The organism is Nonomuraea sp. NPDC049684, from assembly GCF_044465345.1.
In the GTDB taxonomy this organism is placed as follows: Bacteria; Actinomycetota; Actinomycetes; order Streptosporangiales; family Streptosporangiaceae; genus Nonomuraea.
Genome location: NZ_JBITLO010000005.1, coordinates 103,399 through 127,871, shown reverse-complemented (window position 1 = coordinate 127,871; position 24,473 = coordinate 103,399). Strand labels below are relative to the sequence as shown.

The window sequence follows — 24,473 nt, the reverse complement described above, 5'->3', positions numbered from 1 at the left end:
AGGACCAATTTCTCGCCGGACTGTTGACCGGGAATGACTAGTCACCCCTCCCAGTCAAGGCGAAATGGTGTCGTGTTACCGATAAGGACAGTGTTTCGACGTACCCTTGGGAGCGTGCAAGCGAAGGGCAAAGACCGCTCCCACCCGCTCCTCAGCGTCCTGCGTCTGATCATCGCCGGGACGGCGGCGGGTGTGCTGGCGGCGGCGGTGGCGCTGCCGGCGGTCGGCGGGGCGGGCGTGTCGGCCAAAACCGCCATGGACGGACTCGAACTCAAGCCCAGGGAACTCGACGAACCCCCGCTGCCGGAACGCACGAAGCTGGTCGACGCCAACGGCAAGCAGATCGCCCAGTTCTACTACGAGAACCGGCAGTCCGTGACCCTCGACAAGGTCGCGCCCATCATGCAGACCGCGCTGATCGCGATCGAGGACTTCCGCTTCTTCGAGCACGGCCCGATCGACGTCGAGGGCACCGCCCGCGCCCTGGTGAAGAACCTCACCGGCGGCGGCGTCATGCAGGGCGGCTCCTCGATCACCCAGCAGTACGTCAAGCAGGTGCTGGTCAACAAGGCCGAGACGCCGGAGGAGCAGCAGGCGGCCATCGCCCCGACAATGTCCCGCAAGCTCCAGGAGCTGCGGTACGCCATGGCGATCGAGCGCAAGTACAGCAAGCAGCAGATCCTGGAGAAGTACCTCAACATCGCCTACTTCGGCGCGGGCGCGCACGGCATCCAGGCCGCGGCCAGGCGCTTCTTCGACAAGCCCGCCTCCGAGCTCGACCTGTCGGAGGCCGCCACCCTCGCCGGCGCCGTCCAGAACCCGGCCCGCACCGACCCCAACGTCGGCCCCGAGTCGCGCGAACGGCTGCTGATGCGCCGCAACACCGTGCTCGACCGGATGGCCGAGATCCACAAGATCACACGGGCGGAGGCCGACGCGGCCAAGGCCGAGAAGCTCGGCTACAAGGACGTCAAGTTCCCCGGCGGCTGCGAGGCCAGCAAGTTCCCGTACTTCTGCCTCTACGTCCAGTACGAGATCCTCAACAACGACGACTTCGGCAAGAACCAGGACGAGCGCAGGAAGCTGCTCCAGCGCGGCGGCATGACGATCAAGACCACGCTCGACCCCAAGATGCAGAAGGCCGCCGAGAAGGCCATCAAGAAGTACGTCAGCCCCAAGGACAAGCCCGTGGCCGCGCAGGCCATGGTCGTGCCCGGCACCGGCGAGATCAAGGCGATGGCGGCCTCGCGCAAGTTCGGCGGCAGCAAGAAGAAGAACGAGATGAGCTACAACGTCGTCGCCGACGCCGCGCACGGCGGCGGGCGCGGGTTGCAGCAGGGCTCGACGGCCAAGGCGTACACGCTGGCCACCGCCCTGGAGGAGGGCCTGAAGTACGGCGACGGCTTCCCCTCGCCGGCCGGGTTCACCGCGAGCGGCTACAACTCCTTCAAGGACTGCAAGGGCGAGAACGTCGGCGACCCCTCGCACACCGCGCACAACTCCAGCGAGGGCGGCGGCGGTTTCAAGACCCTGCAGACCGGCACGTGGGGCTCGGTGAACACGTTCTTCCTCAAGCTGGAGCAGGAGGTCGGGCTCTGCAAGGTCGTCAAGCTCGCCAAGCGCCTCGGCGTCAAGCGGGCCGACGGCGGCAAGCTGCGCGAGGTCGAGACGTTCACGCTGGGCGTCAACGAGGTCGACCCCGTGACGATCGCCAACTCCTACGCCGTGTTCGCCTCGCGCGGCCAGTACTGCAAGCCGCTGGCCATCACCGAGATCAAGGACAGGAACGGCGCCGCCAAGCAGTACAAGCCCAAGTGCTCGCAGGTCATGGAGGAGGAGGTCGCCGACGCGGTCAGCGGCATCCTGTCGGGCGTGTTCACCAAGGGCACGATGAGCGGCGTCGGCGGCATCGGACGTGACGCGGCCGGCAAGACCGGAACGACCGACGACTACATGTCCGCGTGGTTCGCCGGTTACACCCCGAACCTGTCCTCGGCCGTGAGCCTCGGCGACCCGCGCGGCGCCTCCACCCACAAGCTGATCGGGGTCACGATCGGGGGGCAGTACTTCCCGTACGTGTACGGCGCCTCGATCTCCGGGCCCATCTGGAAGCAGTCGATGATGCAGGCGCTCAAGGGGGTGGAGCCGGCGGAGTTCACGCCGGTGGACCACTCGCGGTTCGGCGGCTGCTCCGACAAGTGCGCGCCGAAGCCCAAGAAGAAGAAGCGCGGTGGCGACGAGGGGCCCGGGGACGGCGATCCGTTCGACAACTTCTTCGGCGACCACAACGACCGCGGCGACGGCGGCGGGGACGGACGCGGCGACGGGCGCGGGCCGGGCGACTGGCAGCGGCCGGGCAACGGGTTCGGCGGCGGGCTGGGCGACGGCGGACAGGCCAACACCGGCTTCACCGCCCCGGCAACCCGAACCCGCCGCTGAAAGACATCGGGCGCTGAGAGACATCGGGCATCTGAGAGGCGCCGGGCATCTGAGAGGCACTGGGGGCTGAGAGACACTGGGCGGCCCCGGGCACCGGTTCGCCACCGAATGCCTCTTATGGCCGCCCAGCCCCTCCCACAACGCCCCCAGAGGCGTTCCCGGGGGCTTCCGGGGCATCCCTGGGGCCGCCCGGGGGCTTCCCAGGGGCTTCCGGGGGGCGCTCCTCAGCCACCCGTCCCCGGCAACCGCTCCCGACGCGTCCCGGACGAACGCCGCACTCCGGTCCCGACCGCCCTAGAGGCCGGGGGCGCCACTCCCCCGAACCACCGCCATGGGCTGTGCCGGGAGGTCAGGCGGTGAGGCGGGCGCGGACGGCGGCGGCGACGCGGCCGCCCTCGGCCCTGCCCGCGACCTTGGGGTTGACCACCTTCATGACCTGCCCCATGGCCTGCGGCCCCGACGCGCCGGTCTCGGCCACGGCCGCATCGACGATCTGGGCCAGCTCCTCGTCGGAGAGCTGCGCCGGCAGGTACTCCTCCAGCACCGCCTGCTCGTCCAGCTCGGCCTGGGCCTGCTCGGTGCGTCCGGCGTTCTGGAACGCCTCGGCGGCCTCGCGCCGCTTCTTGGCCTCCTTGGTCAGCACCTTGATGACCTCGTCATCGCTGAGCTCCCTGGCCTCCTTGCCCGCCACCTCCTCGACGTTCACGGCCGCCAGAGCCATGCGAATCGTCCGGAGACGGACTTCGTCCCGGCTCTTCATCGAGGCCGTGAGATCGGCCTTCAGCTTGTCCTTCATTGCGCTCATGCGGTCCATCTTGCCGTCTGCCGGGACGGCTCGTGCCCGTTGTCAGGCATCATGAGTACGTGAGGAAAGCCGTCGCAGTGCCCCTGTCCATGATCGGTCTCGGCCTGGCCGGGCTGGGCTACGCCTCCGTCGTGGAGCGCAACTGGTTCCGGCTGCGCCGCTTCGACGTGCCGGTGCTGGAGCGCGGGCGGCGTCCCGTACGCGTGCTGCACCTGTCCGACCTGCACCTGACCCCCAGGCGCACGATGCTCATCAACTGGGTGCGCTCCCTGGGCGCCCTGGAGCCCGACCTGGTGGTCAACACCGGCGACTCGATCGCCCACCCCGAAGCGGTCCCCGCGCTCCTGCACGCCCTGGAGCCGCTGCTGTCCCGTCCCGGCCTGTTCGTCTACGGGTCCAACGACCTCTACGCCCCGCAGCCGAAGAACCCGGCCCGCTACCTCTGGCGTACCTCGAAGAACGACCGCCGCCAGCACATCCCCAACCTCCCCTGGGAGGAGCTGGGCGCCGGCATGGCCGCCGAGGGCTGGCTGGACATGAACAACACCACCGCCCGCGTCAAGATCGGCGACCTCGACGTCGCGGTGGCGGGCATCCACGACTCCCACATCTCCCGCGACCGCTACGACCTGGTCGCCGGCCCGGCCCCCGCCGACGCCGACCTCCGCCTCGGCGTCATGCACTCCCCCGAGCCGCGCAACATGACCCGCTTCGCCGAGGACGGCTACCAGCTCCTGCTCGCCGGCCACACCCACGGCGGCCAGCTCTGCGTCCCGTTCTACGGCGCCCTGGTCACCAACTGCGGCATCGACCGTGCCCGCGTGAAGGGCCTGAGCCGGCACGAGAACGCCTGGCTGCACGTGTCCGCCGGCCTCGGCACCTCGCCGTACGCACCGGCCCGTTTCGCGTGTTTCCCGGAGGCGACGTTGCTCACGCTGGTTCCGCGACGCTGAGGCGGTCACGAGTACCCGCGAAGTCCGCTAGACTTTCTCAAGCACGCGCAGAACGGGCGTGCACCGGGGTGTAGCGCAGCTTGGCAGCGCGCTTCGTTCGGGACGAAGAGGTCGTGGGTTCAAATCCCGCCACCCCGACGCCGTTTGACCAGGTAGAGGGCTTGATCCGCTTAGCGGGTCAGGCCCTTTTCTGCTTCTGGAAGTCGATACGTTCGCCGCGTCCGTCGGGCGGGGTGTCAACGTTCCTGCGTTCGGTGTGACCGGCGGGTCTTGGTGTCACCTCGTGCCCGGTCGGCTCGCCAGCAGCGCTGCGGTCCCGATGCTCGGGATGGCCGAACCCGAGAGGTTGGGTTGAGGTCTTTCGGTGGGCTTACCGGGTTCGGCCTCGCCGTGCCGCTGAGACGCTACGGTGCACCGGGTACCGGCCAGCAGGAGAAATCCGCCGAACTGCCTGTCATCGGGCGACTTGATCCCCTCGCTACGATACGCGGCGTGAGCGATGACTCTTCCGTGATGAGCACCGGGCGCCTGGAGGCGTTCAGCGACGGCGTTTTCGCCATCGCCATCACCCTGCTGGTGCTTGAGATCCGGCTGCCCGAAGGCTGGGAAGAGGACCCCGGTGGTGCGCTGATCGGCCTGTGGCCGTCCTACCTCGCCTACATGGTGACGTTCCTGCTGGTGGGCATGATCTGGATGAACCACCATCGGATGTTCCACTTCATCCGCAGGACTGACGGCCCGCTGCTGGCCCTCAACGTGCTCCTCCTGATGGATGTCGCCTTCCTGCCGTTCCCCACGCATGTGCTGGCCGAGACGCTGCACGCCGACCACGGCACCCAGACGGCCGCCGTATTCTACGGAATCGTGCTGGTGATCGGCGGCATCTTCTACAACGCCGTGTGGTGGTACGCCTCGTCAGGCCACCGCCACCTCGGCGGGCACATCACTCCGGCCGAGGCGCGCTCGTTGCGATTCCGCTGGGGCATGGGGCCGGTGCTCTATCTCGTCGCGACCGTCATCGGCGCGTTCAGCGCGATCGGCGCGCTCGTGTTCTACGTGTTGCTGCTCTTCTTCTACATGTTCGACATGCGTCCCAGACGACAGGCTGCGTAACACCCGGCAGGCCATCATCGGCGGCGGTGGCCTGCTGGGAGCGTTGCCCGTCCAGGATCGCGCTGCCAGACAGCCTCATCGAAGTGCGAACAGTCGCAGCAGGTCCGCTTGCTCCGGGGTCACTGAAAGTGCCGGGCTATTTGCGCTCGGGTAGATCTCAGCTGCCGCCCACTGCGCTGCTCGAACGCTGGAGGCGACTCCGATCTTGACTCCGCGCGCACGGAGCTCCGCCAGCAACTGCTTGGAGTCGAACAAGTACACCGACTCGATGCACCAAGGACGAGTGCCGCCTCGCGACGACGCCGCCGGTGATGCAGGCCCCGTCAGCACGAGGTAGTGGTCGAGCTCCGTCCGCTCGGTGACGTCCAGCAGGCCCTCGCGCTTGAGATACCACTTCACGTTGACAGTGCGGCCACGCAATGGACCGGACGTGAACCGGCCATCGACCGCGGCGGCCACGGCGGATCTCTCCAACTCGATTCCGAAGACTTGCGCTGCGCTCCACTCGCCCAGATGGCCCGCGGTCATGGGACGCCGGATGGTCGCTGCGATCTTCTCGTCGACGCCGTTCCGCTCTCTCAGCAACGCGGCGATCTGCTTCACATCGGCGTCGCTCATGCCGCCCTGCCTTCCGCTCCCGGCCCACATGTCGATGTGTTACGCCTGCCGAAAGACCGGAGAGTCGGCGAAGTGCCGGTCGCACACCGCCCACCAACTCTCTCCGCCGGCATCACGCACCAGGACGCTTCGGGTTGCCTCATTCGGGCAAGGTGCTCCCCACGTGCATTCGCCTCGCCGCGCTGGACTCTCGGCGCCGTGCGCGCCGGCATCCCACTCACGTTCTTCTATGAGCTCCACGCCTTCAACATAACCTTGGCGGTTTCCCCCGTCTCCATGATGAACAAAGCGAAGGACGCCGCCCGGGAACTCGGTGGGACCACCTGCCTACGCACATCGCCAGATCCGTGTCGGTTCTTCTACTGGTTCGCGGGTCGGTAGCCGTCTGGCAAGCCGTTCTTGACGTACCGGGTCTTGCCGGTTGCCAGGTCGAGGTAGAAGGTTCCGCGCTCCCCCGCCCCCGCGTTCTCCCGGAGGACCTGGAAGGGGCCCTTGGTCGACCAGCCCCGGCCTGCTTCGATCGCGTCCCCGCCGGGGAGGCGGGGGCGCACGCGGTGGATGCGCTTGCGGGTGGAGAGGTCGTAGGTCTCGACGAGCTGGCCGTAGTCGCTGATGACCACGAGCCGGCTGCGGTCCGGCTTGAGGAAGGCGGTATGGGAGTCCAGAAGCACGTCGCCTTCGCCAGGGCCCAGGCGTGGGCGGTGGGCATGATCCCCGTCTCGCTGGTGGCCGTCTTACGGGCGGCACGCCCACGTACGAGCCGATCAGGTACGTGATCGGCACCGCCGCCACGGTCGGCGGCCTGGTCACCGTCTGGCTGATCGTGGACGCGCTCATGACCCGGATGCGCTCAAGAGGCGACAGCTCACAGGTCCCCCCTGCTGGACGTGTTGCGCTGGGCGGTGGCGGGTCTGGGCACGGCCGGTCTGCCGGCCGGTCACGGCTACAGCGAGTTGTCACCCGTCCTGCTCGTCGGGTGGTTCGTCGCGCTCGTCGCCCTGGTCGTCGTGCTCTGTCGCGCGGCCGGCAGGCCGGAGCTCTCCGCCGTCCCGCCGGCCGCCGAGGGCAAGATCGGCTCCGGGTAGCGCGATGGCGATCACTGCTCAGGCCAGCACCCGGTCTTCTCCTTCATCGTCTGTACGAGGTCGGCGGGCAGGTCCGAGTCGCTGACCTGGAGTGTGGCCTTGCCTGCCATCGTCAGGTAGCCGCCGACGACGTGCATGGACTCCGGGACCGACGCCTTGGTCACGGGCTCGGTCTCCTTGCCCTCCTTCGTCCAGAAGGCGGGGCCGCGGACGTCGAACGCCTCGACGTCCACCCCCTGGGCCTTGAGCAGGGCGCGGACCTCGCTGACGGGCCTGTTGTGGTACGGCGCGCAGTGCAGGGGCTCGCCCGGCGAGTCGAAGCCGCCGATGATCTGGTACTCCTCACCGGGACGCGCCTCCCGGCCTAGGACGAGCTCGGCCGAACCCTTGAAGCCCCGGCGGACCTTGATGCTGATCGGGCAGCCGCCCGCCGACTCGCAGCCTTCCTGACGGTCGATCACCTTGATCCCGTCCGGTTCCACCGTGCTCGGGGCGACCGTGCCGACGCTGCCGGGCGTGGAGGGCAACAGCCGCAGCTTCATGTCGAGCCCGGCGTCGCGCAGTTGCTGCTGGTACGCCTCCGGCTTGGCGAACACGTCCTTGACCTCGATGACGAAGTAGCCGCCCTCCTCCTTGACGTCGAGGGCCGCGGCCGAGGCGGGCCCGAGGGTGGCGACGACGGCCAGCGACGCCGCGAGGGCGCCCAGCGCGGCCGGCAGCACGAGCAGCGTGCGCCGCCTCCCGCGCGGGCAGGGCCGGGGCGGGTTCCTCCTCCATGATCTTGTACATCGTCTCCCTGGCGCCGGGCGTCAGCCCCGGCCCGGCGGGCGGGGCGAGCCGCCTGAGGAGGTCGTCGAGCTGCGGGTTCATGAGGTCTCCTTGGCGAGACGGACGGCTCGCGGGCCGTACCGGGCGAGATCGGGGTCGTCGGCGGCGAGTTCGGCGGCCAGGCGCTTTCGCGCGCGGTGCAGGCCCTGCCGGACGGCGAGGCGCGAACAGCCGAGCACCTGCGCCAGCTCGGCGTTGCCGAGCCCCTCCCAGGCGACGAGCGAGAGCACCTCCCGGTCGTCGGCGGACAGCCGCAGGAAGGCCGCGCGGGCGGTCTCGGGCACGGCTCCGGCCGCGGGGTCCGCCGCCGAGTCCGCCCCCCGGGTCGGTCCATTCCGCGAGTTCGGCGCGCAGGCGCGTGGTCACGGCCGCCCGGCGGGACTCGCCGCGGCGGTGGTTGGCCAGGGTGCGCCGGGCCACGCCGTACAGCCAGAGCCGGGCGCGGTCGCCGGCCGGCACCGAGCAGGTGTCCGGGTGGTCGCAGGCGTGACAGGCGAACACGGAGAAGGCCGCCTCCGGAGCCGGGAAGCGGCCTTCTCGTCGGGTCGTGTGTCCTATGGCCGTGGTTCGAGGTGGCGGCGGTAGGCGTCCAGGACCAGGCCGTGGAAGTGGTGGACGGCGTGTTCCGACAGGCCCGAGCCGTCGGGATCGTAGACGATCTTTCCCTGGGTGAACGCCGGGGTGCGCATCCCCCGCTGGACGCTCTCCACCAGGGCGATGTCCTCCACCTGGAGCACCTCGTCGATGTAGCGGATGCTGTCCAGCTCGGCCTCGTCGGGCTCGGCGGTCTCCAGGTAGAAGTCCCAGGTCTCGCGGGTGCGTCCCGGGCCGTCGGGGACGATCTGCAGAACCATGAAGTTCCCCCGGCCGGGGTAGCGCAGCAGGCACGTGTTGGGCCAGAGCCACCAGACGGCGTGCTCGGTGACCGTCGCGCCCGACACGTCGTAGGCGGAGTTCTCCGACCTGCCCGCCTGGGCCATGTGGCTGGAGTAGATGCCGTACGTGGTGACCTGGTACGTGCTCATGTCCACCAGGGACACGAAGTCCTTGTGCGCCACGTGGCAGTGGTAGCACTCCAGGAAGTTGTCGACGACGTTCTTCCAGTCGGAGGCGATGTCGTAGGTGAGCCGGCGGGCCAGGGTCAGCCCGGCCACGTTCGGGGCCCGTGCCGCGATCTCCGCCTCCAGGTTCCCGGCCTGCTCGGCCAGCGCAGGCGCGTCGGGGGCCAGGTTGACGTAGACCATGCCGGCGAACTCGGTGACCTTGATCCGGTCGAGGCACACCGTGGAGGGGTCGAAGCCGGGCATGCCGCCGGTGTTGCGCGCCCGTCTCAGGCGTCCGGTCAGGTCGAAGTTCCAGGCGTGGTACGGGCACACGATGCTGCGCCGGACGCCGGAACCGGTCAGGAGTTCGTGGGCGCGGTGCTTGCACACGTTGTAGAAGGCGCGCAGGATGCCGGACTCGTCCCGTACGGCGACGATCGGCAGGCCGGCCACCGTCCCCGTCACGTAGCTGCCCGGCGTCCGCAGGCGTTCCACGTGACACAGCCACTGCCACGAACGGGCGAAGATGGCCTGCTGGTCGATGTCGTGCCATTTCGGGTCGGTATAGGCGTCGGCGTGCAGGGACATCGAAAGCGCGGGATTGGGGTGGTATCCGGCAGAGATGTGATCGAATGCGGGGTTCGAGGCGGGGGGCACCGTACCTCCGGGGCATGGGCCGCATTGAGGGTTGATGATCCATTGTGTACGGATCACCGCGCCGCTTCCACGCCTATCCCCGAGGGTCGGTGACGCCGCCTTCGCCCTGCCGGTCGGCGTTCGCGCGGGCCCCTGAAGTCGTCTGGCCGAAGAAGAAGCCGAGAATGAGCAGGAAGGCGCTGGCCACGAGCTCGGGGATCGCGGTCGCGGTGAACATCGCGACGATGAGGGCGACGCTCAGCAGAATCAGCAGCACCGCGCCGATGAGAATGGCCACCGGTTCCCGTTCGAGGAACGACCAGCGCATGCGCCATTTCCGCTCGCTGATCTCGATGTCCCGCAGGGCCATGTCGATGTCGTCGAGCTGCGAGGCGGCGCTCTGCTCCGCCAGCGCGCGCTGCTCGGCGAGCAGAGAAGAGATCATCCCGTAGAGCTCGTCGCGGACCGCCGGGTCGTCGACTTTCCGGCTGACGACCTCTTGCACGTCCTGCAGTTGTTCCTGCGGATAGACGACGCGAATACGGTCAATGATGGTTCGCTTCCGCTCCAGCAAAATAGGCAGCGCGCCGATCGAGACCGTCGCCTCGGCGCCGGTCTTGGCGATTATCGCGCCGGCCGAGGCGCTGATCTTCAGCGCGAGCGTGCCGAACTGTGACGGGTGCGCAATGGCCCGGTTCACCCGGTCGAGCGAATCCTTCAGCTCGGTCAATGACTGCTGCTCGATCTGCTGCTGGCCGAGCCCCATGAGCTGCATCTGGGGTTCGTAATAAGCCCGCGCGGTCTCCACGTAACTCGCCAGTTGTGAAACCGGGACGATGGGCGTTCGGCTCATGACCGGAAACCCTAACCGGACCGGCAGGTGAACAGCGGCGGAAATCTGGGACTGGCGTTATCGATGTTATTGATGGGATGATCCCACAACTGATTGTCGATTCCAGCAAAAGGGGTTGTCGAATGAGTCCGTCTTCCCGGGCGCTGCCGATGGCGGGGTTCATGTTCTCCGCCGTCGGAGTGGGCGGCGTGGTTCTGCAGATGTTGAGCGTGGCCTATCCGGACGGCGATCCGGCGAAGGCGCGGGCGGCCGCGGGGTTGCTGCGGCAACTGGCCGGACGCGTGGACGCCAGCCTTGACGACGTCGAGGAGGTCGCGGCCCGGGTCTGGCGTCCGCCGAGTTCCGGCGCGGGCATCGACGCGTTCCGGACGTATTTCAACCAGGAGATCGCGCCCTATCCGCCGCGCGTCTCCGCCTACATCCGCGGCCTGGCGGACGCGGTCGAGGATTACGCCGAATTGCTGGAACGGACCCAGCACACCTTGCGCACGATGGCCATGATCCAGTGGATCGAACTGCTGATGTTCTTCTGCTGGCCGGCGATCGACAAGAAGGTCCAGGTGATGATCAACTGGGCGATGCGCAGGTCGCAGGCGCGGCTGTTGCTCAAGATGTTCGAGAACGCCGTGGGCAAGCGGTTCATCTACGCCGTCGGGGGCAGCCTGGCCTACACCGTGCTCGACCAGGCGGTCGTCGACGGGCTCAAGCTCGCGAGGGGCGAGGACACCGGCTCCTGGGGCGACCGCGGCGACTACATGCTGAAGAACTTCGCGGCGGCCATGGTCTTCTACCACGTGGACCCCGCCAACTTCGGCAAGGCCGCGAACGTGCTGCCGAAGAACCCGGCGGCGCGTAACGCGGTGGTGTTCCTGACCGGGTCCACCATCTTCAGCACCACCGCCAACGCCCTCAACCGGCCCGGCGACGTCGTGGACGACCCGGTCAGCCTGCTGCCGACCTGGCAGCAGATGCTCGCCAAGCTGGGGGTCGCGGCGGGCCAGGACCAGTTCAGGCGGTGGCGCCGGTACTGAGTGCCGGTCACGTCGTCAGTCCCGGGTGAAGCGCCGGATCTCGTCGGCGAAAGGGGTCAGGCCGGTCGTCATCAGGCCGGACATCCGGGCGGCGAGGTCCTCGGCGGCGGCGTTCGCGGCGGCCAGGACGGCCTCCGCCAGGGCGTCCGCGCCCAGTCGCATGGCCCGCGGGTCGATGCGCAGGCCGCCGAGCGCGCCGGTCGGCAGCACCTCGGCCGTCACCTGGCCGTCGGCGGCCTCGCCACGGCCGCGGACGGCGTCGAGGCTCTCCTGCAGCTCCTCAAGCGGGCGGATGTCGGCCTGGAACTGGCCGAGGAGGTGGCGCATCTCGTCGTCGAGGTAGGGGGTGGGGTCTTCGGGGGTGGTCATCGGGGGCTCCAGGGGTGTCAGATGAGCTGTCCGTCCTTGGGGGCGAGCTTGGGCGGGTCGGACACTTCGGGCAGGGATGCGATGGTGGCCCAGTTGGCGACGTCGAAGCTGGTCCGCATGTCGGCCAGGCGGTCGGCCACCGCCGGGTAGACCTCGCGCAGGGCGTCGACGTAGGTCTCGGCCTTTCCCAGGGCCGTCGCGTAGTTCTTCTTGAAGGTGTTCGCGGTCTCGTCGGTGCCGGCGAAGTCGCCCAGTGCGTCGAGGGCGTCGAGGATGCGGCGGGTGTCGTTCGCGAATTCGGTGCGCTCGGCGAGGAAGGCGCCGGCGGCCTTGGTGAAGGTGGTGCCGTGCACCTCGGTGGTCGGCATCCCGGGGCCCTGGGGGCCGGCCGCGCCCGGAGCGGGGGCCGAGGGGGTGGCGCTCAGGGCGGGAGCCACCCCTGAAGGGCTCGGTGTCGCACTGGGGGTGGTGGTCGGGGTCGGGGTCACGGTGGGGGTCGGGCTTGCGGTGGGGGTCGGGGTGCCGGTGGGGGTCGGGGTACCGGTCCCGGTCGGGGTCGGCGTCGGTGTCCCGGTCGGAGAGGGTGTCCCGGTCGGAGTGGGGGTTCCGGTCGGAGTCGGGGTCCCGGTGGGCGACGGGGTTGCCGTGGAGGTGGGGGTCGGGGTGGGGTACGGGGTCGTGGGGCTGGGGGTCGGGGGCTCACTGGGGGTCGGAGGCGTGGGGCTCGGGGCGGGCGTACCGGTCGGGGTGGGGGTGGGCGGCTCGTAGGTGGGCATGGCGGTTCTCCTGTCGGTACGTGGCCGCCGGCGGGCGCACAGAGTTGTCCACAATACCGACAGGAATACCGGGAAGCAGCTACGACTCGTAGACGGGGGCGAGATCGGCGAAGATGCGATAGTCCGAGATCAGGCCGTCGTCCCCGGTGCGCCAGATCGACACGGCCACCACCGCGGCGTCCTTGCCGTCGAGCCGCCGGTACGTCACCTCGGTCTCGGCGATCGTGTCGGCCCCCGCCTGCCAGTCCCGGACGATCCGGTGCCGCAGGCCGCCGATGGTCGAGTAGAACGTCCGCAGGCCGGCGGCGACGGCGTCGCGTCCCACCATGGGCTCGGCGTTGCCGAACACCAGGGTGGCGTCCTCGGCCAGCAGCTCGGCGAACTTGTCGGGGTCGAACGAGTCGACCACCTGGAAAACGCGTCGTACCACATCGTGGGACATGTTGATCATTCCTCACGTGGACGGGGTCGCTGCTGCGGACGATACGGGACGACGCGTTCCCGTGCGACAGGCCGGCGCGTCCGGCGCGTCCGGCACACAGCCGGGCGTTCCGGCGGGCCGCTCAGGCGGGCGAGGCCCCGCCGGGGCCGGCCGGCGACTCGAAGGTGATCGACACGATGGCGCTGATGGCGAGGTTGTGCTCCCGGACGCCGGAGGTCCGCTCCGAGGACTCGACGGTGACGACGGAGTCGCCCCGCCGGGTGACGTGGCCGGTGAAGGAGTCGCCGCTCAGCAGGCGTACCGAGATGACCCGGTTCTCGTGGCGGGCGTTGTCGAGGAGCGCGATCCAGGAGGTGATGAGCCCGGCTCCGGGGGGTTCAAAAGGGTCTTGGGTCATGAGCAGCCCTCTGCCCCGAACAGAGGGAAGGGAACGGCCGGTCCGGGGACCTCACCGGCAGGCAAGGGACATGGGCGGGATCAGCCCGTGCAGCCCTCGCCCGACAGGGAGCCGTTCCAGGAGAAGGCCGTGCGGCACAGGTACGTGCCGGGGTCGGGGCCGGCCATGAGCGTGACGTTGACGTTCACGTAGCCGACGCCCTCGCAGTCCTGGCCGGAGATCGTGCCGTGGTCGATCCAGCCGAGGAAGCAGGTGTAGGCGCCGTCGGCGCGGGCGGCCTGCGCGGGCAGCATCGAGCAGATGAGCGCGGCCGCCGCGGCGACGGCCGTACGCCGGATGAGGGTCACGGCTCCCACGTTAGGAAGCCCCCTGAAGGCCGCCTAGTACGACATGTCACCGATCGTCGTGAAATTTCGTGGGATGTCGTATGACGAATTCACGCGCCCTTCAGCGGCAGGACATCCAGCGTGGATACCTTTCGACCCTTATCTGTAGATTTGCTGCCAAGGGAAGCGTCATGTCTCGTTCGTTCATCGCCATGCTGGCCGTCGGCGCGGCCCTCGCCACCGCCGTCGCCGCGCCCGCCGACGCCGCCTCGGGACGGCAGCCCCGCGTCCTGTCCGACGTGACGCTGCCCGCCCCCGACCTGGCCGCCTTCGAGCCGGACATCGTCAAGGACTCCCGCGGCGTCAAGCTGGGCGGCCTGGGCAGCGGCCTGTTCCCGGCCAGGCGCGCGGGCGAGTACTGGATGGTCACCGACCGCGGCCCGAACGGCGAGCCCAAGGTCAACGGGGAGAAGCGGCGCACGTTCCCGGTGCCGGAGTTCGCGCCGGCGATCGTCCGCGTGGCCGTGCGGCACGACACGGCCCGCATCGTGGAGAGCATCCCGCTGAAGACCTCCGACGGCACCCCGATCACCGGCCTGTCCAACCAGTCCGGCCACGACGAGATCCCCTACACCTGGGACGGCCTGACGCAGCTCCCCTACGACCCGAACGGCCTGGACACCGAGGACGTCGTCACCGACGGCCGCGGCGGCTTCTGGCTGGTGGACGAGTACTCCCCCTCGCTGCTGCACGTGGCGGGCGACGGCCGCGTCCAGGCCAGGTACGTCCCCAAGGGCCTGAAGCTCACCGGCGCCGGCTACCCGGTCCACGAGACGCTGCCCGCGATCCTGGCGACCCGGCAGCAGAACCGCGGCATCGAGGCGCTCGGCGTCTCCCAGGCCGAGCGCGCCCTGTACCTGGCCGTGCAGAGCCCGCTCGCCAACCCCGACAAGAAGACCGGCAAGGCGTCGAGCACGGCCCGCATCCTGCGCGTTGACCTGCGCACCGGCCGCCCGACCGGCGAGTGGGCCTACACGATGGAGAACGTGGCCGCCTTCGACCCGGCGGCCGAGCAGGGCGACATGAAGATCTCCGCCCTGAACGTGCTGAGCCCCGGCCGCCTGCTGCTCCAGGAGCGCACCGACGCCGTGGCCCGCCTCTACACCGTCGACCTGCGCCGGGCGACGAACCTGCTCGGCGGCCGGCACGACGACCCGGCCACCACGCCCTCGCTGGAGGCGTCGCTGCCCTCGAACGTCACCGTCGCCACCAAGACGCTCGCCGTGGACCTGGCGGCGATCCCCGGCCTGCCCGGCAAGATCGAGGGCGTCGCCCTGCTCGACCCGGTGACGCTCGCCGTGGCCAACGACAACGACTTCGGCCTCGGCACCTTCGACGCCGACGGCCGCCTGGTGGACTCGGGCGTGACCAGCCGGATCCTGACGATCCGGCTGGCCAGGCCGCTCTTCTAGAGCCGTCCCGTCAGGACAGCGTGCCGGCGTACGGGTCCCAGCCGGCGGGCAGGGGCTCGGGGGCCGTCACGGCCGAGGTGATCGGGCGGAACTCGGCGCGTTCGCCCGACTCGGTGATGGCCGTCATGAGCTCCAGCACGTGCAGCGTCAGCTCGCCCGAGGCCCGGTGCGGCGTGCCGGCGCGCAGCGACCGGGCCAGGTCGAGCACGCCGATGCCGCGCCCGGCCTGGTCGGCGGCGACGGGCAGCTCCCGCCAGTCGGCGTCGTGCGGCCCGCGGACCAGCAGCGGGCCGCCGAAGGTGTTGGGGTCGGGCAGCAGCAGGGCGCCTTCGGTGCCGATCACCTCGATCAGCTTGCGGCTGACGGGCGAGTCGAAGCTGAAGGTCGCGGTGGCGGTGGCCGTGCCGGGGAAGTCCAGCAGGGCGTTGACGTGGGTGGGCACGTCCACGGGGAACAGGGTGCCGGCCTTGGGGCCCGAGCCGACGACCCGCTCGGCGCGGGCCCTGCGCGTGCCGCCCGCGACCCGGGCGACCGGGCCGAGCAGGGAGACCAGCGCGGTCAGGTAGTAGGGGCCCATGTCGAACAGCGGGCCGCCGCCGGGCCGGTAGTAGAACTCGGGATCGGGGTGCCAGGACTCCGGCCCCAGGTTCTGGAAGGAGACGGTGATCCCGACCGGCTCGCCGATCAGGCCGGAGCGCAGGGCGTGCGCCGCGGCCTGGAGCCCGGGGCCGAGGAAGGTGTCGGGGGCGCCGCCGACGCGCAGGCCCAGGTTGGCGGCCTCGGCCATGACCTTGGCCGCCTGGTCCATGTCCAGGGCGAGCGGCTTCTCGCCGTACACGTGCTTGCCGGCGCGCAGGGACTCCAGCGCGACGGCCGCGTGCGCGGCCGGGACCGTCAGGTTGACCACGATCTCGACCTCGGGCAGGGCGAGGATCTCGGCCAGGCTGCCGGAGGCGGGCACGCCGTGCTCGCGGGCCGCCGCGGCGGCCCGGCCGGTGTCGAGGTCGGCCACGCCGAGCACCCGCACGTCGGGGAAGGCGGTGAGGTTGCGCAGGTACTGGGCGCTGATCACCCCGGCGCCGACGACCGCGACGCCCACGGGCCCGCCGCTCATGAGCCCTCCAGTGCGGTGAGGTGGGCGTGGCTGTCGGCCAGGGCGGTGAACAGGTCGGTCGCGCACGTGTCGAGCTCGACGATCCGCCAGGCGTCCGGCGCGGCGGCCAGGATCTCGGGCACCGGCATCGCGCCCGCCCCCACCGCCGTGTGCGGCTCGCCCTTCACCACCGGCCCGTCCTTGACGTGCAGCGCGAGCGTGCGCCCGGCCAGGCGGCCGAGCAGGGCGGGCACGTCGGCGCCGCCCACGGCCGCCCAGTACGTGTCGATCTCCAGGAACACCTCGGGGGCGAGCAGGTCGGCCAGCGCCTCGATGGCGTGCCGACCGTCGATCCTGGGCTCGATCTCCCACCAGTGGTTGTGGTAGCCGATGCGCATGCCGTGCCCGGCCGCCTGCTCGGCCAGGCCGTTCAGCAGGTCGGCGGTGCGCGAGAGGCCGTCGCGGGTGGTGAACTCGGCCTCGGGGACGCCGCCGGGGATGATCACCAGGTCGGCGCCGACCGTGGCGACGGCGTCGAAGACCTCGGCGGGCTCCTGGCTGAGCAGCGCGTACGCGTGCGTGCTGCTCACCGCGAGCCCCAGGTCGTCGAGCACCTGGCGGAAGCCCTTGGGGTCGGCGGTCGGGTCGAAGGGCTCGACGGCGCCGTACCCGATGCCGGCGATGCGCTCAAGGGTGCCGTCGCGGTCGGCGGCGAGCTGGTCCCTGACGGTGTAGAGCTGGACGCTGAGCGGCCTGGTCATCCACGGACCCCCATGAGGTGCTCAAGGGCGAGCTGGTTGAGCCGGGTGAAGTGGAAGCCGCGCCGGGCCGCCGCCTCGGGGTCGAAGTCGTCGGCGGCCAGGTCCTGCCAGGTCTCGCCCGCGGCGAGGGTGGGCCGGGCCAGCTCGTCCACGCGGGAGGCGCGCAGGGCCTCCTGCACCTCGGGGTCGGCGCGGAAGGCGCGCGACTTCTCCTTGAGGATCAGGTACGTGCGCATGTTCGCGGCGGCCGAGTCCCACACGTCGTCGGGGTCCTCGGTGCGCAGCGGCTTGTAGTCGAAGTGGCGCGGGCCGTCGTAGCCGCCGTTCTCCAGCAGGTCGACCAGGAAGAAGGCGCTCTTGAGGTCGCCGTGGCCGAAGATCAGGTCCTGGTCGTACTTGGGGCCGTGCTGGCCGTTGAGGTCGATGTGGAACAGCTTGCCGTGCCACAGCGCCTGGGCGATGCCGTGGACGAAGTTGAGCCCCGCCATCTGCTCGTGGCCGACCTCGGGGTTGAGGCCCACCATCTCCGGGTGCTCCAGGTCGTTGATGAGCGCCAGGGCGTGGCCGATGGTCGGCAGCAGGATGTCGCCGCGCGGCTCGTTGGGCTTGGGCTCCAGGGCGAAGCGCAGGTCGTAGCCGCGGTCGAGGACGTACTGGCAGAGCAGGTCCAGGCCCTCCTTGTAGCGGTCGAGTGCCGCCTTGACGTCCTTGGCCGCGTCGGACTCGGCGCCCTCGCGGCCGCCCCAGCACACGTACGTGGTCGCGCCGAGCGAGGCGGCCAGGTCGATGTTGCGCATGACCTTGCGCAGGGCGTACCGGCGCACGTCACGGTCGTTGCTGGTGAACGCGCCGTCCTTGAACACCGGGTGGGTGAACAGGTTCGTGGTGGCCATCGGGACCTTCATCCCGGTCTCGTCCAGGGCCTTGCGGAAGGCGGCGATCGCCTTGTCCCGGTCGGGCTCGACGGCCAGCAGGTCGTCGTCGTGGAAGGTGACGCCGTACGCGCCGAGCTCGGCCAGCCGGTGCACGCTCTCGACGGGGTCGAGCGCGGGACGGCTCGCGTCGCCGAACGGGTCACGGGCCTGCCAGCCCACCGTCCAGAGTCCGAAGGTGAAGCGATCGGCGGGTGTCGGAGTGAAGGATGACATTTGCTGACGTCCCCTACCTTTAGTCCATAATCTGTACATAATCCTGAGGAGGCATGCATGGTGGCGTCAAGGGGGGTCCGGCATGATTCCATGCGTGCCCGCAATCTGGCCGTGGTACTCCAGGCCGTCCACGGGCACGGCCCGCTCACCAGGGCGGCGCTGGCCGAGCTCACCGGGCTGACCAAGACCACCGTGTCCAGCCTGGTCGCGGCCCTGCTGGAGGCCGGGGCGGTGAGCGAGTCGGGCGCGGTGCGCGACGGCGAGCGCGGGCGGCCCGGCGTGGCCGTGGGGCTGAGCGGGCACCGGGTGGCCGCGCTCGGGCTGGAGGTCAACATCGACTATCTGGCCGCCTGCGTGGTCGACCTGACCCGGTCCGTACGCCTGCGCCGCACCCGCCCGGCCGACAACCGCGGCTCCGACCCGGCCGACGTGCTGCAACTGCTGCGCGACCTGGTGAAGGAGGTCGTCTCGGAGGCCGAGGCGGCCGGGTTGCGGATCATCGGCGCCGCCCTGGCCGTGCCCGGCACGGTCGAGGACGGCCTGCTGCGCAACGCCCCCCACCTGGGCTGGCGCGACGTACGGGTGGCCGACCTGCTCGACCTGCCGTGCGCGGTCGACAACGAGGCGAACCTGGCGGCGCTGGGCGAGCTGTGGTTCGGCTCGCGGGCGACGGACTTCCTCTACGTCTCCGGCGAGATCGGCGTCGGCGCCGGGCTGGTCGTGGACGGGACCGTGTTCCGGGGGACGTACGGGCTGGCCGGCGAGCTGGGCCACGTCGTCGTGACCCCCGACGGCCCCGCCTGCCGCTGCGGCGGCCGCGGCTGCCTGGAGGTGTACGCGGGCCAGGACGCCCTGCTCGGCGACCTGGACTCGGTCGCAGCCCTGTCCGACGCGCTGGCCGCAGGCGACCGGCGCGCGCTGACCGCCTGCGCGCGGGCCGGAGAAGCGCTCGGGGTGGCGCTCACGTCGGCCGTGCACCTGATGGATCCCGGAAGGATCGTGCTCGGCGGCGTCTTCGCCCCGCTGTTCCCCTGGCTGGAGGCCCCGGCCCGGGACGTGCTGGCGGCCCGGCTGGGGCAGATGCGCGGCACGCCGCCCGCCCTGGTCGTCTCGGCCAACGGCGCCGACGCGGCGGTGCTGGGGGCGGCCGGGCTGATCATCCAGCGGATCGTCGCCGACCCGGCGGACGTGCTGGGCGCGTGAGGGGTCAGTAGTAGCCCTTGCTCCCGTCGACCAGCTCTCGGACGATGTCGAGGTGGCCGGCGTGCCTGGCGGTCTCCTCGACCATGTGCATCAGCACCCAGCGCAGCGAGGACGCCGCCGACCGGAAGTCGGGGTGCTTGCCGACGTCGTCGAGCGAGTGGGCGGCGACGATCTCGTTGGAGCGCTCGCACTGCTTGGCGTAGTCGTCGAGTAGCTGGGCCAGCGTGACGCCCTCGACCAGCATGTCGGCGTCTTCGGGCTCGTCCTGGAACTGCGGGTTTCCCTCGGCGGTGCCGCCCAGGAAGAGCACCTCGAACCAGCAGTGCTCCGTCCAGCGCATGTGGGAGACCAGGCCGGCCACCGTCATCAGGGGCGAGGTCGGCAGCACCGGCCGGTGGGCGTCGGCCTCGGCCAGCCCCTCGCACTTCCAGTGGACGATCGCGCGCTGCATGTCCAGCCAGCCGACGAGCTGGGTACGTTCGTCGGCCACGAAGGGCGGACGTACACGGGGTGGCGTCATGCGCGGGAGGCTACTGGAGGGCTCATCGGTGACGCACCGGATTTTCGGCTGGTTCGCGTATGACCCGGGCGAGCCGCGACAATGGCTCGATGGCGGAAAGTGCAGAGGCCGACTGGGTCTCCAGGTTCGCGGACGAGGTGATCTCCGAGGCGGAGCGTCGCGCCCCGGGCAAACCGATCGTCTGCGCCTCCGGGCTCAGCCCCTCGGGCCCCATCCACCTGGGCAACCTGCGCGAGGTCATGACCCCCCACCTCGTCGCCGACGAGATCAGGCGGCGCGGCCTCGACTGCGTGCACCTGCTGTCCTGGGACGACTACGACCGTTTCCGCAGGGTGCCCGCGGGCGTCGACCCGTCCTGGGCCGAGCACATCGGCAAACCGCTGACCTCGGTGCCCGCCCCGCCGGGCAGCCCGTACGCCAACTGGGCCGAGCACTTCAAGGCGCCGATGACCGCCGCGCTGGCCGAGCTGGGCGTCGACTACCGGGGCATCAGCCAGACCGAGCAGTACACCTCGGGCGCCTACCGGGAGCAGATCCTGCTGGCCGTGCGCGAGCGGTCGCGGATCGACGCGATCCTGGCGGCGTACCGGACCAAGGACGGCGGCCGGGAGGTGGCGGACTACTTCCCGTACAAGCCGTACTGCGAGCTGTGCGAGCGCGACCTGACGAAGGTCACCGCGTACGACGACGAGACGACCGAGCTGGCCTACACCTGCGAGTGCGGGTTCGGCGAGACCGTGCGCCTGGCCGAGCACGACCGCGGCAAGCTGGTGTGGAAGGTCGACTGGCCGATGCGGTGGGCGCACGAGGGCGTGGTCTTCGAGCCGTCGGGCGTCGACCACCACTCCCCCGGCTCGGCCTGGATCGTCGGCGGCCAGATCGTCGGCGAGGTGTTCGGCGGCGAGCAGCCGATCGGCCCGATGTACGCCTTCGTCGGCATCACCGGCATGGCCAAGATGAGCAGCTCCAAGGGCGACGTGCCGACCCCGGCCGACGCCCTGGGGATCATGGAGGCGCCCGTGCTGCGCTGGCTGTACGCCCGCCGCAAGCCCGCCCAGTCCTTCAAGATCGCCTTCGACCAGGAGATCCAGCGCCTCTACGACGAGTGGGACGCCCTGGCCCGCAAGGTCGCCGCCGGCCAGGCCCAACCCGCCGAGCTGGCCGCCCACGCCCGCGCCGTGGGCACCGCCGCCGGGCCGCTGCCGGCCACGCCGGTCCCGGTGCCCTACCGCACGCTGGCCTCCGTCCTCGACATCACCACCGGCCACGACGAGCAGGCGCTGCGCATCCTGCGCGACCTCGACGCCGTCGGCGAGCTCGACCAGGCCCGCCCCCGGCTCGACCGGGCGCAGCGCTGGGTGGCCGACCACCTGCCCGCCGACCAGCGCACCCGCGTGCGCGAGACGCCCGACCAGGAGCTGCTCGACTCCCTCGGCCAGACCGAGCGCGAGTCGTTGCGCCTGCTGGCCGACGGCCTCGACGACTGGACGCTCGACGGCCTCACCAGCCTGGTCTACGGCGTGCCGAAGCTCCAGGCCGGCCTTGACGCCGACGCCAAGCCCACGCCGGAGCTGAAGGCGGCCCAGCGGGCGTTCTTCGTCCTGCTCTACCGGCTGCTGGTGGGCCGCGACACCGGGCCGCGGCTGCCCACGCTGATCATGGCAGTGGGCGCCGACCGGGTGCGGAAGCTGGTCGGCGGGTGAACGGCGTCGTCCTGGTCACCGGGATCTCGGCCGCGGGCAAGTCCACGGTCGCCCAGGCGCTGGCCGAGCGCCTGCCGCGGTCGGCCCACGTCCGGGGCGACACCTTCCGCCGCATGGTCGTGGGCGGCCGGGCCGAGATGACGCCCGGGTCGGAGGAGGAGGCGGCGCGCCAGTTGCACCTGCGCTACCGCCACGCGGCCCAGACGGCGGACTTGTATTTCGACGCCGGATTTACAGCAATTGTGCAAGATGTGGTTCTTGGGGAGGACTTGGAGCGGTTCACCCGGTGGATCCGCACCCGTCCGCTCAGGGTGGTCGTGCTCGCCCCCGACGCCGCCGCCGTCGAGCGCCGCGAGCGCGAACGCGCCAAGACCGGCTACGGCGCCTGGACGATCGCCCAGCTCGACGCCGCCCTGCGGGCCGGGACGCCGCGCATCGGCCTGTGGCTGGACACCTCCGCCCAGTCCCCCGCCGAGACCGTCGAGGAGATCCTCGCGCGGGCGGACGAGGCATTGGTCGGTGGAGATCGCATATAAGTAGGATCACTGCAAGGCAGTGTCAAGTGGGCTGCATGTGTGCAGGTGCACCTTGTACCCATGAACAAGCAGCCCTTCGCCGCCAGTGTCAGTGTCATCGTCCCCGCGATGAACGAAGCCGAGAACCTTCCCCACGTCTTCGCCACGCTGCCCGACTGGATCGACGAGGTGATCCTGGTCGACGGCAACTCGACCGACGACACCATCGCCGTCGCGCGCAGGCTGCGCCCCGACCTCCGGGTCGTCGTGCAGAGCCGGCGCGGCAAGGGCAACGCCCTCATCGAGGGCTTCCAGGCCGCCCGTGGCGACATCATCGTCATGATCGACGCCGACGGTTCCACCGACGGCAAGGAGATCCGCTCGTTCGTCGAGACCCTCATCGACGGCGCCGACTTCGCCAAGGGCTCCCGGTACGCCCCCGGCGGCGGCTCCGACGACCTCAGCCCCATCCGGTCGCTGGGCAACAAGTTCCTCACCGGCCTGACCAACATGCTGTACGGCACCCGCTTCACCGACCTGTGCTACGGCTACAACGCCTTCTGGCGCGACCACCTGGACGTCATGGAGCTCGACTGCGACGGCTTCGAGATCGAGACCCTCATGAACGTCCGGGCCGCCCAGGCCGGCCTGGTCATCCACGAGGTGCCCAGCCACGAGCGCTCCCGGATCCACGGCGCGAGCAACCTGCACGCGGTGCGCGACGGCTGGCGCGTGCTGAAGACGATCATGCGCGAGCGGACGCGCGGGACCGCTCTCATGCCGCAGACCGAGGTGGCGCTCGCCAAGTAAGAAGTGACATTCTCGGACAGTGCGCTACATAGTGATCGGAGCAGGAGCAGTCGGCGGCACCATCGGCGCCCGCCTCCACCAGGGCGGGCACGAGGTCGTGCTCGTCGCGAGAGGCGCGCACCGCGAGGCGCTCGAACGTGACGGACTCCGCCTGATCACCCCCGATTCCGACGAGACCCTGCGCATCCCCACCGCCTCCGGCCCGATCCCCACCCGCGACGACGACGTGCTGATCCTGGCCACCAAGTCCCAGGACACCCTGGCCGCCCTCGATCCCTGGCCGACGGACCTGCCGGTCGTGTGCGCGCAGAACGGCGTGGCCAACGAGCGCACCGTCCTGCGCAGGTCCGAGCGGGTCTACGGCATGTGCGTGTGGCTGCCGTCCCAGCACCTCGAACCCGGCGTCGTGGCCGCCCACGGCCACCCGTACTCGGGCCTGCTGCACGTCGGGCGCTATCCCCAGGGTGTGGACGACCTCGCCGGGCAGATCGCCGACGACCTCGGCAAACACGGCCTCCTCGCCCGCGCCACCCCCGACGTCATGCGCTGGAAGCACGGCAAGCTGCTCAACAACCTCGGCAACGCCGTCGAGGCCCTCGTCGGGCACGCCGACGGCATGGCCGAGCTCGCCGACCGGGCCCGCGCCGAGGCCATCGGCGTGTTCGAGCACGCGGGCATCCCCTACTCCACCCCCGAGGACGAGCGCCGGGTCCGCGGCCACCAGGTGGACGTCGTCCCGATCGAAGGCGTCCGGCGGGGCGGCGGGTCGTCCTGGCAGAGCCTGGCCAGGGGCAGCGGCTCGATCGAGGCCGACTACCTCAACGGCGAGATCGTCCTGCTCGGCCGCGAGCACGGCGTGCCCACGCCGGTCAACGAAGTGCTGCGCCGCGAGGCCAACCGGGTCGCCCGCGAGAAGCTGCCGCCCGCCTCGATGCCGGTGGCCGAGCTGACCGCGCTCATCGACGCGCGTTCCGCAGCCTGATCCCGCTGAAGCACATGCTGCTGCCGGTCACCTCGTGCCAGAACGGCCACAGGTTGTCCAGCACGCGCAACTGGATCCCGGCCTGCTCGTGCAGCTCGAACAGGTCGCCCACCGGCTCCGGCGGGCCGATCGGCACGACCGGCTCCCTCGACACCACGGCGTGCGGGGGGTCGCCGATCGGCGCGAACCCGGCCGCGGGCAGGCGGTAGGCGAACAGGCGGACGTCCATGATGGCCTTGAGCCAGGCGTACTCGACGGCGTGCACCCGGTCGCCGCAGCCCGCGCCGGCGATCCTGGCCACGTCCTCGTCGGTGGTGTCCGGCCCGCGCCAGGCCATCGCCCGCGGGCAGGCGCGCGGGAACCAGTAATCGGGGCAGCGGTCGTGGCCGACCGCCCACACGTACGGCTCGCCGAGCGAGGACGTCTGCGCGACATGGGGCACGAACCGCTCGATGGTCGGGTCCTCGGAGAAGTGCAGCACCTGGCCGGGCTCGGGTCTCATACCCGCCATCATGCGCATACCCCGTCCTCGTCAGGGCAGAAGAAACGCGC

The 24,473-nt window shown here is 70.5% G+C and carries 28 protein-coding genes and 1 tRNA gene; 12 read left to right on the top strand and 17 right to left on the bottom strand.

The features are described from left to right. Window positions 1-114 precede the first annotated feature (114 nt). Window positions 115-2,439 carry a transglycosylase domain-containing protein gene (locus ACIBST_RS17660; protein ID WP_397172769.1) on the top strand — a complete coding sequence of 775 codons (2,325 nt, stop codon included), beginning with the start codon at window positions 115-117 and terminating at the stop codon, window positions 2,437-2,439. Between the two features lie 349 nt (window positions 2,440-2,788). On the opposite strand, the gene ACIBST_RS17655 is transcribed toward ACIBST_RS17660, so the two are convergent. Beyond that, a complete protein-coding gene (locus ACIBST_RS17655; protein ID WP_397172767.1) occupies window positions 2,789-3,244 on the bottom strand; it encodes a GatB/YqeY domain-containing protein in 456 nt (151 codons plus the stop codon). A gap of 89 nt (window positions 3,245-3,333) precedes the next feature. Between ACIBST_RS17655 and ACIBST_RS17650 the strand changes: the two genes are divergently transcribed. The 3 genes from ACIBST_RS17650 (at window position 3,334) to ACIBST_RS17640 (ending at window position 5,310) form a co-directional block, all read left to right on the top strand. Continuing rightward, window positions 3,334-4,197: a metallophosphoesterase gene (locus tag ACIBST_RS17650; RefSeq protein ID WP_352321394.1), complete on the top strand. Its 864-nt coding sequence runs from the start codon at window positions 3,334-3,336 to the stop codon at window positions 4,195-4,197. Window positions 4,198-4,261: 64 nt separating this feature from the next. Continuing rightward, a tRNA-Pro gene (locus ACIBST_RS17645) sits at window positions 4,262-4,335 on the top strand. A 252-nt stretch (window positions 4,336-4,587) separates the two neighbouring features. Further along, entirely contained in the window at window positions 4,588-5,310 is a 723-nt protein-coding gene (locus tag ACIBST_RS17640) for a TMEM175 family protein (protein WP_397172765.1), read from the top strand. Window positions 5,311-5,385: 75 nt separating this feature from the next. Here ACIBST_RS17640 and ACIBST_RS17635 read toward each other — a convergent pair whose 3' ends face one another. Together ACIBST_RS17635 and ACIBST_RS17630 are read right to left on the bottom strand one after the other, a co-directional pair. Next, the gene (locus tag ACIBST_RS17635; protein ID WP_397172763.1) at window positions 5,386-5,928 is read right to left on the bottom strand and encodes a hypothetical protein; all 543 of its coding nucleotides are present in this window, start codon (window positions 5,926-5,928) and stop codon (window positions 5,386-5,388) included. A 359-nt stretch (window positions 5,929-6,287) separates the two neighbouring features. Continuing rightward, the gene (locus ACIBST_RS17630; RefSeq protein WP_397172761.1) at window positions 6,288-6,599 is read right to left on the bottom strand and encodes a hypothetical protein; all 312 of its coding nucleotides are present in this window, start codon (window positions 6,597-6,599) and stop codon (window positions 6,288-6,290) included. A 216-nt stretch (window positions 6,600-6,815) separates the two neighbouring features. Between ACIBST_RS17630 and ACIBST_RS17625 the strand changes: the two genes are divergently transcribed. Beyond that, the gene (locus ACIBST_RS17625) at window positions 6,816-7,013 is read left to right on the top strand and encodes a hypothetical protein (RefSeq protein WP_397172760.1); all 198 of its coding nucleotides are present in this window, start codon (window positions 6,816-6,818) and stop codon (window positions 7,011-7,013) included. An 11-nt stretch (window positions 7,014-7,024) separates the two neighbouring features. Here the strand turns inward: ACIBST_RS17625 and ACIBST_RS17620 are convergent, their stop codons facing one another. From ACIBST_RS17620 to ACIBST_RS17605, 4 genes are all read right to left on the bottom strand, one after another. Continuing rightward, window positions 7,025-7,735 (bottom strand): hypothetical protein, encoded by a 711-nt coding sequence (locus tag ACIBST_RS17620; RefSeq protein ID WP_397172758.1) that lies wholly within the window; start codon window positions 7,733-7,735, stop codon window positions 7,025-7,027. Window positions 7,736-7,879: 144 nt separating this feature from the next. Next, a complete protein-coding gene (locus tag ACIBST_RS17615) occupies window positions 7,880-8,125 on the bottom strand; it encodes an RNA polymerase sigma factor (RefSeq protein ID WP_397172756.1) in 246 nt (81 codons plus the stop codon). A 270-nt stretch (window positions 8,126-8,395) separates the two neighbouring features. Continuing rightward, entirely contained in the window at window positions 8,396-9,472 is a 1,077-nt protein-coding gene (locus ACIBST_RS17610) for an SRPBCC family protein (protein WP_397172755.1), read from the bottom strand. Window positions 9,473-9,614: 142 nt separating this feature from the next. Continuing rightward, window positions 9,615-10,373: a hypothetical protein gene (locus ACIBST_RS17605; protein WP_397172753.1), complete on the bottom strand. Its 759-nt coding sequence runs from the start codon at window positions 10,371-10,373 to the stop codon at window positions 9,615-9,617. A 122-nt stretch (window positions 10,374-10,495) separates the two neighbouring features. Here ACIBST_RS17605 and ACIBST_RS17600 point away from each other — a divergent pair, with 122 nt between their 5' ends. Next, window positions 10,496-11,404 (top strand): hypothetical protein, encoded by a 909-nt coding sequence (locus tag ACIBST_RS17600; RefSeq protein WP_397172751.1) that lies wholly within the window; start codon window positions 10,496-10,498, stop codon window positions 11,402-11,404. 15 nt (window positions 11,405-11,419) lie between these two features. On the opposite strand, the gene ACIBST_RS17595 is transcribed toward ACIBST_RS17600, so the two are convergent. The 5 genes from ACIBST_RS17595 to ACIBST_RS17575 all read right to left on the bottom strand — a co-directional run bounded on the left by ACIBST_RS17595 (window position 11,420) and on the right by ACIBST_RS17575 (window position 13,735). Beyond that, complete coding sequence (locus ACIBST_RS17595) at window positions 11,420-11,773, bottom strand: YbaB/EbfC family nucleoid-associated protein (protein ID WP_397172749.1); 354 nt, start codon at window positions 11,771-11,773, stop codon at window positions 11,420-11,422. A 17-nt stretch (window positions 11,774-11,790) separates the two neighbouring features. Then, window positions 11,791-12,210, bottom strand: coding sequence for a hypothetical protein (locus tag ACIBST_RS17590; protein WP_397172748.1), 420 nt, complete (start codon window positions 12,208-12,210; stop codon window positions 11,791-11,793). Window positions 12,211-12,628: 418 nt separating this feature from the next. Then, window positions 12,629-12,991 (bottom strand): nuclear transport factor 2 family protein, encoded by a 363-nt coding sequence (locus ACIBST_RS17585; protein WP_397172747.1) that lies wholly within the window; start codon window positions 12,989-12,991, stop codon window positions 12,629-12,631. Window positions 12,992-13,112: 121 nt separating this feature from the next. After that, complete coding sequence (locus ACIBST_RS17580) at window positions 13,113-13,388, bottom strand: hypothetical protein (RefSeq protein WP_397172746.1); 276 nt, start codon at window positions 13,386-13,388, stop codon at window positions 13,113-13,115. An 80-nt stretch (window positions 13,389-13,468) separates the two neighbouring features. Further along, on the bottom strand, window positions 13,469-13,735 hold the full coding sequence (locus tag ACIBST_RS17575; protein ID WP_397172744.1) for a hypothetical protein: 267 nt from the start codon (window positions 13,733-13,735) through the stop codon (window positions 13,469-13,471). A 170-nt stretch (window positions 13,736-13,905) separates the two neighbouring features. Here ACIBST_RS17575 and ACIBST_RS17570 point away from each other — a divergent pair, with 170 nt between their 5' ends. Continuing rightward, window positions 13,906-15,186: an esterase-like activity of phytase family protein gene (locus tag ACIBST_RS17570; RefSeq protein WP_397172743.1), complete on the top strand. Its 1,281-nt coding sequence runs from the start codon at window positions 13,906-13,908 to the stop codon at window positions 15,184-15,186. 10 nt (window positions 15,187-15,196) lie between these two features. Here ACIBST_RS17570 and ACIBST_RS17565 read toward each other — a convergent pair whose 3' ends face one another. Genes ACIBST_RS17565 through xylA form a run of 3 tightly spaced genes read right to left on the bottom strand, consistent with a single transcriptional unit; the run spans window position 15,197 to window position 18,188 of the window. Continuing rightward, a complete protein-coding gene (locus tag ACIBST_RS17565) occupies window positions 15,197-16,300 on the bottom strand; it encodes a Gfo/Idh/MocA family protein (protein ID WP_397172741.1) in 1,104 nt (367 codons plus the stop codon). Beyond that, complete coding sequence (locus ACIBST_RS17560; RefSeq protein ID WP_397172739.1) at window positions 16,297-17,040, bottom strand: sugar phosphate isomerase/epimerase family protein; 744 nt, start codon at window positions 17,038-17,040, stop codon at window positions 16,297-16,299. Before ACIBST_RS17560 ends, ACIBST_RS17565 begins: the two co-directional genes overlap by 4 nt. Beyond that, window positions 17,037-18,188, bottom strand: coding sequence for a xylose isomerase (xylA, locus tag ACIBST_RS17555; protein WP_352357490.1), 1,152 nt, complete (start codon window positions 18,186-18,188; stop codon window positions 17,037-17,039). Before xylA ends, ACIBST_RS17560 begins: the two co-directional genes overlap by 4 nt. A gap of 90 nt (window positions 18,189-18,278) precedes the next feature. Here xylA and ACIBST_RS17550 point away from each other — a divergent pair, with 90 nt between their 5' ends. Then, window positions 18,279-19,391, top strand: coding sequence for an ROK family protein (locus ACIBST_RS17550; protein ID WP_397172738.1), 1,113 nt, complete (start codon window positions 18,279-18,281; stop codon window positions 19,389-19,391). Between the two features lie 4 nt (window positions 19,392-19,395). On the opposite strand, the gene ACIBST_RS17545 is transcribed toward ACIBST_RS17550, so the two are convergent. Beyond that, complete coding sequence (locus tag ACIBST_RS17545) at window positions 19,396-19,911, bottom strand: DinB family protein (protein WP_397172737.1); 516 nt, start codon at window positions 19,909-19,911, stop codon at window positions 19,396-19,398. 89 nt (window positions 19,912-20,000) lie between these two features. Between ACIBST_RS17545 and lysS the strand changes: the two genes are divergently transcribed. The 4 genes from lysS to ACIBST_RS17525 are packed head-to-tail and all read left to right on the top strand — an operon-like array spanning window position 20,001 to window position 23,921. Then, entirely contained in the window at window positions 20,001-21,614 is a 1,614-nt protein-coding gene (lysS, locus tag ACIBST_RS17540; protein ID WP_397172735.1) for a lysine--tRNA ligase, read from the top strand. Further along, a complete protein-coding gene (locus ACIBST_RS17535) occupies window positions 21,611-22,150 on the top strand; it encodes an AAA family ATPase (protein WP_397172733.1) in 540 nt (179 codons plus the stop codon). The genes lysS and ACIBST_RS17535 overlap by 4 nt, the downstream gene beginning before the upstream one ends. A gap of 60 nt (window positions 22,151-22,210) precedes the next feature. Further along, window positions 22,211-22,939 (top strand): glycosyltransferase family 2 protein, encoded by a 729-nt coding sequence (locus ACIBST_RS17530; RefSeq protein WP_397172731.1) that lies wholly within the window; start codon window positions 22,211-22,213, stop codon window positions 22,937-22,939. A 19-nt stretch (window positions 22,940-22,958) separates the two neighbouring features. Next, window positions 22,959-23,921, top strand: a complete 963-nt coding sequence (locus ACIBST_RS17525; protein ID WP_397172729.1) for a ketopantoate reductase family protein — start codon at window positions 22,959-22,961, stop codon at window positions 23,919-23,921. On the opposite strand, the gene ACIBST_RS17520 is transcribed toward ACIBST_RS17525, so the two are convergent. Further along, window positions 23,896-24,423 carry a DUF6886 family protein gene (locus ACIBST_RS17520; protein WP_397172728.1) on the bottom strand — a complete coding sequence of 176 codons (528 nt, stop codon included), beginning with the start codon at window positions 24,421-24,423 and terminating at the stop codon, window positions 23,896-23,898. The two genes, ACIBST_RS17525 and ACIBST_RS17520, sit on opposite strands and share 26 nt — an antisense overlap. Between the last annotated feature and the right edge of the window lie 50 nt (window positions 24,424-24,473).

Bases quoted from the DNA above. Each gene is read 5' to 3' on its own strand.
- lysS (WP_397172735.1), top strand. From the start codon at position 20,001: ATGGCGGAAAGTGCAGAGGCCGACTGGGTCTCCAGGTTCGCGGACGAG.
- ACIBST_RS17635 (WP_397172763.1), bottom strand. From the start codon at position 5,928: ATGAGCGACGCCGATGTGAAGCAGATCGCCGCGTTGCTGAGAGAGCGG.
- ACIBST_RS17570 (WP_397172743.1), top strand. From the start codon at position 13,906: ATGTCTCGTTCGTTCATCGCCATGCTGGCCGTCGGCGCGGCCCTCGCC.
- ACIBST_RS17585 (WP_397172747.1), bottom strand. From the start codon at position 12,991: ATGTCCCACGATGTGGTACGACGCGTTTTCCAGGTGGTCGACTCGTTC.
- xylA (WP_352357490.1), bottom strand. From the start codon at position 18,188: ATGTCATCCTTCACTCCGACACCCGCCGATCGCTTCACCTTCGGACTC.
- ACIBST_RS17580 (WP_397172746.1), bottom strand. From the start codon at position 13,388: ATGACCCAAGACCCTTTTGAACCCCCCGGAGCCGGGCTCATCACCTCC.
- ACIBST_RS17560 (WP_397172739.1), bottom strand. From the start codon at position 17,040: ATGACCAGGCCGCTCAGCGTCCAGCTCTACACCGTCAGGGACCAGCTC.
- ACIBST_RS17605 (WP_397172753.1), bottom strand. From the start codon at position 10,373: ATGAGCCGAACGCCCATCGTCCCGGTTTCACAACTGGCGAGTTACGTG.
- ACIBST_RS17600 (WP_397172751.1), top strand. From the start codon at position 10,496: ATGAGTCCGTCTTCCCGGGCGCTGCCGATGGCGGGGTTCATGTTCTCC.
- ACIBST_RS17595 (WP_397172749.1), bottom strand. From the start codon at position 11,773: ATGACCACCCCCGAAGACCCCACCCCCTACCTCGACGACGAGATGCGC.
- ACIBST_RS17530 (WP_397172731.1), top strand. From the start codon at position 22,211: ATGAACAAGCAGCCCTTCGCCGCCAGTGTCAGTGTCATCGTCCCCGCG.
- ACIBST_RS17565 (WP_397172741.1), bottom strand. From the start codon at position 16,300: ATGAGCGGCGGGCCCGTGGGCGTCGCGGTCGTCGGCGCCGGGGTGATC.
- ACIBST_RS17610 (WP_397172755.1), bottom strand. From the start codon at position 9,472: ATGTCCCTGCACGCCGACGCCTATACCGACCCGAAATGGCACGACATC.
- ACIBST_RS17650 (WP_352321394.1), top strand. From the start codon at position 3,334: ATGATCGGTCTCGGCCTGGCCGGGCTGGGCTACGCCTCCGTCGTGGAG.
- ACIBST_RS17655 (WP_397172767.1), bottom strand. From the start codon at position 3,244: ATGAGCGCAATGAAGGACAAGCTGAAGGCCGATCTCACGGCCTCGATG.
- ACIBST_RS17520 (WP_397172728.1), bottom strand. From the start codon at position 24,423: ATGAGACCCGAGCCCGGCCAGGTGCTGCACTTCTCCGAGGACCCGACC.
- ACIBST_RS17545 (WP_397172737.1), bottom strand. From the start codon at position 19,911: ATGACGCCACCCCGTGTACGTCCGCCCTTCGTGGCCGACGAACGTACC.
- ACIBST_RS17550 (WP_397172738.1), top strand. From the start codon at position 18,279: ATGCGTGCCCGCAATCTGGCCGTGGTACTCCAGGCCGTCCACGGGCAC.